The organism is Actinoplanes oryzae, from assembly GCF_030757795.1.
Classification (GTDB): Bacteria; Actinomycetota; Actinomycetes; order Mycobacteriales; family Micromonosporaceae; genus Actinoplanes.
This window is the reverse complement of record NZ_JAUQWH010000275.1, coordinates 1-6,772: the sequence shown is the minus strand read 5'-3', so window position 1 is coordinate 6,772 and position 6,772 is coordinate 1. Positions and strand designations below refer to the sequence as shown.

Below are 6,772 nucleotides of genomic sequence, written 5' to 3'. Positions count from 1 at the left end.
CGACGCACCCCCACCGCCCGCAGCAGAACCGCTCGCATCCACCCCGCCGCCCGCAGCGGAACCGCTCGCATCCACCCCGCCGCCCGCAGCGGAACCGCTCGCATCCGCCCAGCCGCCCGCAGCGGAACCGCCTGCAGCCGTCTCGTCAAAGAACCCGCCTGCACCCCCGGCACCGAACCCGGAGGACACCCGCCCAGCGCCGACCGACCGCGCCCAGAGCGCCCCGCCTCCCCCGCGGCGCACCCCGGGCAACCCGCTCTCCGCCAACCGCGCCCCGGGCAACGCGTCGCCGGGCAACCGCGCACCCGGCAGCCAGCCCTCAGGCAACCGCGCGCCCGGCAACCCGCCGGCCCCCGCCGACCGCGCCTCCTGGAGCCGGCCGCCCACGGGCCGCGCAGCGAGCAGCCCCTGGTCGGATCTGGAAGGTGGCTTCGAGCCCGGGGACCGGGCCGACAACCTGATCACGGCGTACCCGAGCGCCCGCCCGGGCCCCGCCGGAGCGATCCACGGCGTGGGCATCACCGTCCTGGTGACGAACCTCGCCCGCTCGATCGACTTCTACAAGGAGATGCTCGGCTTCTACGAGCTCGACGCCGGCCCGGGCAGCGCCGTGCTGGCCTCCGGCGAAACCCGCCTGGTCCTCCGCGCGGTGCACGACCTGACCTCGATGGGCCGCCTGGTCTACCTGAACCTCGAGGTCGGCGACGTCGAAGCAGTCTACGAAGAGCTCAAGCGCAAGGGCATCACGTTCGTCCACGGCCCCCGCCCGGTCAACCGCGGCGACAAGCTGGAGCTGTGGGCAGCGTCCTTCCTCGACCCGGACAAGCACAACATCGCCATCACCCAATGGCGAGCCATCCGCTGACCACCCACACCCGGCCGGCGCCCAGCACCCAGCCCACACCCCAACTTGAACAACAGAGCCACCGACAGCCCAAGCCGCGCACCCAAGCACAGCGCAGATCACAGAGCCACAAGCACTCGACTCGCTGACCCGCCGAGCACCCGAGCACCCGAGCACCCGAGCACCCGAGCACCCGAGCACCCGAGCACCCGAGCACCCGAGCACCCGAGCAATTGTCGGAAAAGCGCTACCAAACAAAGCGGCCGCCGGAGCAACCCGGCGGCCGTTCGTCTGAGTTCACGCCGTAGGCGGCGGCCCCTCGCGCGGAGGCGGCTCCTTCAACAGCGCCCGGCGCACGTACAACGCGTAAAGCCAGGTCGCCCCGAAGATCAGCCCCAGCGCGCCCAGCGACCAGTGGAAGAACACGGTGGCCAGCAGCAGGATCTGCAGGACCGACCCCGCGGTCCAGCCCCACGGGCGCCCCATCATGCCGGCCAGCAGCGCGGCCAGCACGGCCAGCGCCACGACGGAGCCCACGCCCCAGCCGCTGAGGTGCCCGCCCAGGACGCGGATCGGCTGGATTGCCAGGAGGAGAACGATCGCCTCCAGCGTCAGTGTCCCCGCCCCGAGCCCGCGCACCGCCGCGGCGGGGTTCTTCAGCCCCGACCGGCGTACTCCGTTGATCGTGTCGTCCACGGGCTGGTCGTCGCGCGCCGGTGTGGTCATTTCTTGAGCAGCTTCCGGGCGTCGGCCACCGTGACGATGGACCCCGTGATCAGTACGCCGACCCCGCTCAGCTCGCCGTCGGTGTCCTCCTCCGCGAGAACCACCGCCTCCTCGATGGCGTCCGGCATGCTCTGCGCCACCGTGACCCGGTCCTCGCCGAAGATGTCCGAGGCCAGCTGGGACAACTCGTTGAGCGGCATCGAGCGCGGCGAGCTGTTCTGCGTGACCACGATCCGGGCAGCCAGCGGCTCGAGCAGCTCGAGCAGCCCCGAGGCGTCCTTGTCGCCGAGGACCGCGACCACCACGACCAGGTGCCGGAAGGCGAACTCCTCCTCCAGCGCCGTGACCGTGGCCGCCATGCCGTGCGGGTTGTGCGCGCCGTCGAGCAGGATGGTGGGGGCGCTGCGGACACGTTCGAGCCGGCCGGGCGAGTCGACGCCGGCGAAGCCCTCGCGTACGAGGTCGGGCTCCAGCTGCTTGTTCGGCCCGGCGCCCAGGAAGGCCTCCACCGCCGCGAGGGCGAGGGCGGCGTTCTGTGCCTGGTGCGCGCCGAAGAGCGGCAGGAACACCTCGTCGTACACGCCGCCGAGGCCCTGCAGGGTCAGCACCTGACCGCCGACCGCCTGGTCGCGCCGGATCACGCCGAACTCGCTGCCCTCCCGGGCCAGCGTGGCGCCCATCTCGGCGGTGCGCTCGAGCAGCGGCCGCATCGCCTCCTCGGTCTGGACCGCGGTGATGACGGTGGCGCCCTTGTGGATGATGCCGGCCTTGGCCCAGGCGATGTCCTCGATCGTGTCGCCGAGCCACTCGGTGTGGTCCAGCCCGATCGGGGTGATGACGCACACGCCCGCCTCGATGACGTTGGTGGCGTCCTCCTCGCCGCCCAGCCCGACCTCGACGACGGCGATGTCCACCGGCGCGTCGGCGAACGTCGCGTACGCCATGGCCGTCGTCATGTCGAAGTAGGTCAGCGGCTCGGCGGCCCGCTGGTCGATCAGGTCCGCGAGCGGGGCCACCTCGTCGTACGTGGCGGCGAGCCGCTCCTCGGACACCGGCTCCCCGTCGAGGCTGATCCGCTCGCGCACCGTTTCGAGGTGGGGGCTGGTGTAGCGCCCGGTGTGCAGCCCGTGCGCGCGCAGCAGGCTGTCGATCATCCGGGCGGTCGAGGTCTTGCCGTTGGTGCCGGTCAGATGAATCGACGGGTACGCCCGTTGCGGCGTGCCCAGGACGTCCATCAGGTCACGGATCTTCTGCATGTCGAACGCCATGCGGGTGAAGCCGCGCCCGTTGAGCGCCGCCTCGACCTCCTCGTACGTGCTCATGCGCGCACCCGTCCCTGCTCAAGTAGTGAGGTGCTCATGCCGTGGGCAACGCTTCCAGGGCCGCCGCAATTCTCTCCAGGTCCGCCTCGGCCGTGGCGAGCCGGTCCTTGATCTTCGCCACGACGTGCTCGGGGGCCTTGCCGACGAAGGCCTCGTTGCCGAGCTTGCCCCGGCACTGGGCGGCTTCCTTCTCCGCCGCGGCCCGGTCCTTCTCGAGGCGTGCCCGCTCGGCGGCCACGTCGATCGTCCCCCGGGTGTCGAGGTCGACCGTCACGCCGCCCGTGATCGCCAGCGTCGCCGTGGCCGTGAAGCCCTCGGCCGGCGCGTCGAGCCGGGCCAGCGAGCGGATCAGCGGCTCGTGCGTGTCGATGCCGGCGGTGCCCAGGCCGGTGAGGGCCGCGCTGACCCGCTGGCTCGGCTTGAGCCCCTGGTCCGAGCGGAACCGGCGGACCTCGGTCACGACCTTCTGCAGCGCGGCCAGCTCCTCCTCCGCGGCGTCGTCGATCAGCGCTGCGTCGACCGCGGGCCAGGCCGCGCGCGTCACGGTCTCACCCCCGGTCAGTACGGTCCACAGCTCCTCGGTCACGAACGGCATCACCGGGTGCAGCAGCCGCAGCAGCTGATCGAGGACGTGACCCAGCACCCGCCGCGTCCGGGCGGCCTCCGCGCCGGTCCCCGCCAGCACCGGCTTGCTCAGCTCGAGGTACCAGTCGCAGACGTCGTCCCACGCGAAGTGGTAGAGGGTGTCGCACACCTTCGCGTACTCGTAGGCGGCGAACTGCTCGTCGACCTCGCCCACGACGTGCTGCAGCCGGGACAGCACCCACTTGTCGATCGTCGACAGCTCGCTCGGGGCGGGCAGATCACCCTCGACGGTGGCGCCGTTCATCAGCGCGAAGCGGGTCGCGTTCCACAGCTTGTTGGCGAAGTTGCGCGAGCCCTGGCACCACTCCTCGCTGATCGGCACGTCGGAGCCGGGGTTGGCCCCGCGGGCCAGCGTGAAGCGGGTGGCGTCGGCGCCGTAGCGCTCGATCCAGTCCAGCGGGTCGACGACGTTGCCGAACGACTTGGACATCTTCTTGCCGTGGCCGTCGCGCACCATGCCGTGCAGGTTGACCACGTCGAACGGCTGCACGCCGTCCATCGCGTAGAGCCCGAACATCATCATCCGGGCGACCCAGAAGAACAGGATGTCGTAGCCGGTCACGAGCACCGACGTCGGATAGAACTTCTTCAGGGTCGCCGTCTGCTCGGGCCAGCCCATCGTCGAGAACGGCCAGAGGCCCGACGAGAACCACGTGTCGAGCACGTCCTCGTCCTGCTTCCAGCCCTCGCCCGACGGCGGCTCCTCGTCCGGACCGACGCAGACGATCTCGCCGTTGGGCCCGTACCAGACGGGGATGCGGTGTCCCCACCACAGCTGGCGCGAGATGCACCAGTCGTGCATGTTGTCGACCCAGGCGAAGTAGCGCTTGGCGAGCTCCGGCGGCTCGATCCGCACACGGCCGTCGCGCACCGCGTCGCCGGCCGCCTGGGCCAGCGGCGTGGTGTTGACGAACCACTGCAGCGACAGCCGCGGCTCGACCGTCGTCTTGCACCGCGAGCAGTGCCCGACCGAGTGCACGTACGGCCGCTTCTCCGCGACGATCCGCCCCTGCTCCCGCAGCGCGGCGACCACGGCCGGCCGGGCCTCGTAGCGGTCCAGCCCCTCGAACGGCCCGGGCACCGTCACCACGGCCCGCTCATCCATGATCGTGATGCTTGGCAGGTCGTGCCGCTGGCCGATCTCGAAGTCGTTGGGGTCGTGCGCCGGCGTCACCTTGACCGCACCGGTCCCGAACGCCGGGTCGACGTGCTCGTCGGCCACGATCGGAATGCGCCGGCCTGTCAGCGGCAGCTCGACCTCGGTGCCGACCAGGTGCTTGTAGCGCTCGTCGTCGGGATGCACGGCCACCGCGGTGTCACCCAGCATCGTCTCGGCCCGGGTAGTCGCCACGACGATCGCGTTGTCACCCTCGCCGTAGCGGATCGACACCAGCTCGCCGTCGTCGTCCGAGTGGTCCACCTCGATGTCGCTCAGCGCGGTGAGGCACCGGGGACACCAGTTGATGATGCGGTTGGCACGATAGATGAGCTCGTCGTCGTACAGCCGCTTGAAGATCGTCTGGACGGCCCGCGACAGGCCCTCGTCCATGGTGAAGCGCTCACGGCTCCAGTCCACGGAGTCGCCGAGCCGCTTCATCTGGCCCAGGATCGCGCCGCCGGACTCGGCCTTCCACTTCCAGACCTGCTCGACGAACTTCTCCCGGCCCAGATCGTGCCGGGACAGCTTCTGCGCCGCCAGCTGCCGCTCGACGACATTCTGCGTGGCGATGCCGGCGTGGTCCATGCCCGGCAGCCACAACACCTCGAAGCCCTGCATCCGCTTCAGGCGGCTCAGCGCATCCTGGATCGTGTGGTCGAGCGCGTGGCCCACGTGCAGCGAACCCGTCACGTTGGGCGGCGGCAGCACGATCGCGAAGGGCGGCTTGTCACTCGTCTCGTCGGCCTTGAAGTAGCCACGCGATACCCACTGCTCGTACCGCCGCTGCTCTACCTCGCCCGGCTGGTACTGAGCGGAAAGGGCACCGGTGGGCCGGCTGTCGGGGGTGCGGGTATCGGTCGCTTCGGTCACGCGGCAAGTTTACGGAGCGGACGGCGGATGCCTGCAAACGGATGCCCCTGGCTGTGGACAAGGCTCGGGAGGCCTGTGGACAACGCCTTCGGCGGGTCGCCGACTGTTGCTAGGCTCGCGCGATGCCCGACCGTCCCGGCCTGCCCGCCGAGTCCCCGGCCTCCGAGCCCCACGCCGACCCGGCGACCAGTCCCGCCTCGACGTCTCCGTCGCCCGAGCCGATGGAGATCTCCGAGCTGCCGTTCGCCCTCACCGAGCCGGCCGGCGACGAGAGCGAGGAGACCGAGAAGACCCCCCGCTCCCGGACCAAGACCATCGTGCTCGGCTCCCTCCTGGCGGTCACTCTCGCCGGAGCAGCAGTCATCGGGTACGCAGGATGGCGCATAGCCAGCCAGAAGGACGCCACACTCGTCGCGCCGCCCCAGGTCGGCGCCCTCAAGCTGGACACCACCGAGGAGGGGCGCTCGACGGCCGACTATCTGCAGACGGCCCTCTCCGCCGAGGTCGACCTGGACGAAGCCGTCGGAGGCGTCTACTCCGACGGCACCCCGAACAACGTCCTCTTCTTCGGCGGCACCACCCTCATCTGGACCCCGGAAAGCGACCTGGACACGTCCCTCCGCATCCTCGACGACGAGCAGGGCGCCGTCACCGGCATCCACGACGTCGACCCCGGCGCCCTCGGCGGCACGATGAAATGCGGCACCACCAAGACGGACGGCACCGACATGCCCGTCTGCGGCTGGGCCGACCACGGCAGCCTCGCCCTCGCCATGTTCCCGGGCCGCACCGAGGCCGACGCCGCCAAGCTTCTGCTGACCATCCGCGACGCCGCCCAGACCCGCAACTGACGCGACGCCGCTCAGACCCGCAGTCTGACCAGCCCCTCACCGGCCGCTCCCCGGAGCGGCCGGCTTCATCGCCGCTCGAGCGAACCGGCCACTCCCAACCCGAGCTCAGAAACACGAAACGCCCGTCCCCGGTCACTGGGGTCGGGCGAATGTTCGGCAGCGACGGACACTCCGAGGGACGCAATTCCACGCCCGAGTGCAAACGGCCGAGTGCAAAAGTTCTGACTGCCGCACAACGCGAGAAGGCACAATCTGCATCCCCGCCCAACGCCGCCGGCGTGACGAATGAGGTGGCGTAGAAATGCAGAAACGCCCGTCCCCGAGCCTGTAAAGGCTCAGGAACGGGCGTTGCTTC

5 protein-coding genes are annotated in these 6,772 nt (G+C 70.6%); 2 read left to right on the top strand and 3 right to left on the bottom strand.

Annotation, left to right across the window (positions count from 1 at the left end):
• The first annotated feature begins 511 nt into the window (after positions 1-511).
• Entirely contained in the window at positions 512-865 is a 354-nt protein-coding gene (locus tag RBH18_RS42300; RefSeq protein WP_306216157.1) for a VOC family protein, read from the top strand.
• A gap of 276 nt (positions 866-1,141) precedes the next feature.
• Here RBH18_RS42300 and RBH18_RS42295 read toward each other — a convergent pair whose 3' ends face one another.
• Genes RBH18_RS42295 through RBH18_RS42285 form a run of 3 tightly spaced genes read right to left on the bottom strand, consistent with a single transcriptional unit; the run spans position 1,142 to position 5,566 of the window.
• The gene (locus RBH18_RS42295) at positions 1,142-1,570 is read right to left on the bottom strand and encodes a DUF4233 domain-containing protein (RefSeq protein WP_306216156.1); all 429 of its coding nucleotides are present in this window, start codon (positions 1,568-1,570) and stop codon (positions 1,142-1,144) included.
• Positions 1,567-2,892: a bifunctional folylpolyglutamate synthase/dihydrofolate synthase gene (locus tag RBH18_RS42290; protein WP_306216155.1), complete on the bottom strand. Its 1,326-nt coding sequence runs from the start codon at positions 2,890-2,892 to the stop codon at positions 1,567-1,569. Before RBH18_RS42290 ends, RBH18_RS42295 begins: the two co-directional genes overlap by 4 nt.
• A 34-nt stretch (positions 2,893-2,926) precedes the next feature.
• A complete protein-coding gene (locus RBH18_RS42285) occupies positions 2,927-5,566 on the bottom strand; it encodes a valine--tRNA ligase (protein ID WP_306216153.1) in 2,640 nt (879 codons plus the stop codon).
• A 122-nt stretch (positions 5,567-5,688) separates the two neighbouring features.
• Here RBH18_RS42285 and RBH18_RS42280 point away from each other — a divergent pair, with 122 nt between their 5' ends.
• Positions 5,689-6,417, top strand: coding sequence for a hypothetical protein (locus RBH18_RS42280; protein ID WP_306216152.1), 729 nt, complete (start codon positions 5,689-5,691; stop codon positions 6,415-6,417).
• The last annotated feature ends 355 nt before the right edge of the window (positions 6,418-6,772 follow it).

Bases quoted from the DNA above. Each gene is read 5' to 3' on its own strand.
- RBH18_RS42295 (WP_306216156.1), bottom strand. From the start codon at position 1,570: ATGACCACACCGGCGCGCGACGACCAGCCCGTGGACGACACGATCAAC.
- RBH18_RS42290 (WP_306216155.1), bottom strand. From the start codon at position 2,892: ATGAGCACGTACGAGGAGGTCGAGGCGGCGCTCAACGGGCGCGGCTTC.
- RBH18_RS42280 (WP_306216152.1), top strand. From the start codon at position 5,689: ATGCCCGACCGTCCCGGCCTGCCCGCCGAGTCCCCGGCCTCCGAGCCC.